This window comes from Chromohalobacter sp. HP20-39, assembly GCF_033052815.1.
In the GTDB taxonomy this organism is placed as follows: domain Bacteria; phylum Pseudomonadota; class Gammaproteobacteria; order Pseudomonadales; family Halomonadaceae; genus Chromohalobacter.
In genome coordinates this window covers 1-306 of sequence record NZ_JAWHTP010000449.1, presented here as the reverse complement: position 1 = coordinate 306, position 306 = coordinate 1, and the positions used below count along the sequence as shown (strand labels likewise).

General features: G+C 63.1%; 1 protein-coding gene. It reads left to right on the top strand.

All coding sequences use genetic code 11. The annotated features are described in order from the left end of the window. Positions 1-276, top strand: a 276-nt coding sequence (locus tag RVY79_RS18760) for an HD domain-containing protein (RefSeq protein ID WP_317466064.1), incomplete at its 5' end; no start/stop codon positions are given. Positions 277-306: the final 30 nt, after the last annotated feature.

Genomic DNA, 306 nt, shown 5'->3' with positions numbered 1-306 from the left:
GCCATCGTCGCACTGTGGGATGAATACGAAGCAGAAGCCACGCCGGAAGCACGCGCGGTAAAGGCGCTGGACAAACTGGAGACCATCCTGCAGCACAACCAGGGCGCCAACCCGGACGACTTCGACTACGCGTTCAACCTGAGCTACGGGCAGCGCTACATGCAAGCGGCGCCGCTGTTTGCCACGCTGCGCGAGCTGCTGGATGCACAGACGCGGCTGCGGATGGCGGACTCGACACAGGTCGCTGAATCGGACTACCCGCGCACCACCTCGTAGCGCATCTCCACGAACGTATCCTTGTACGGC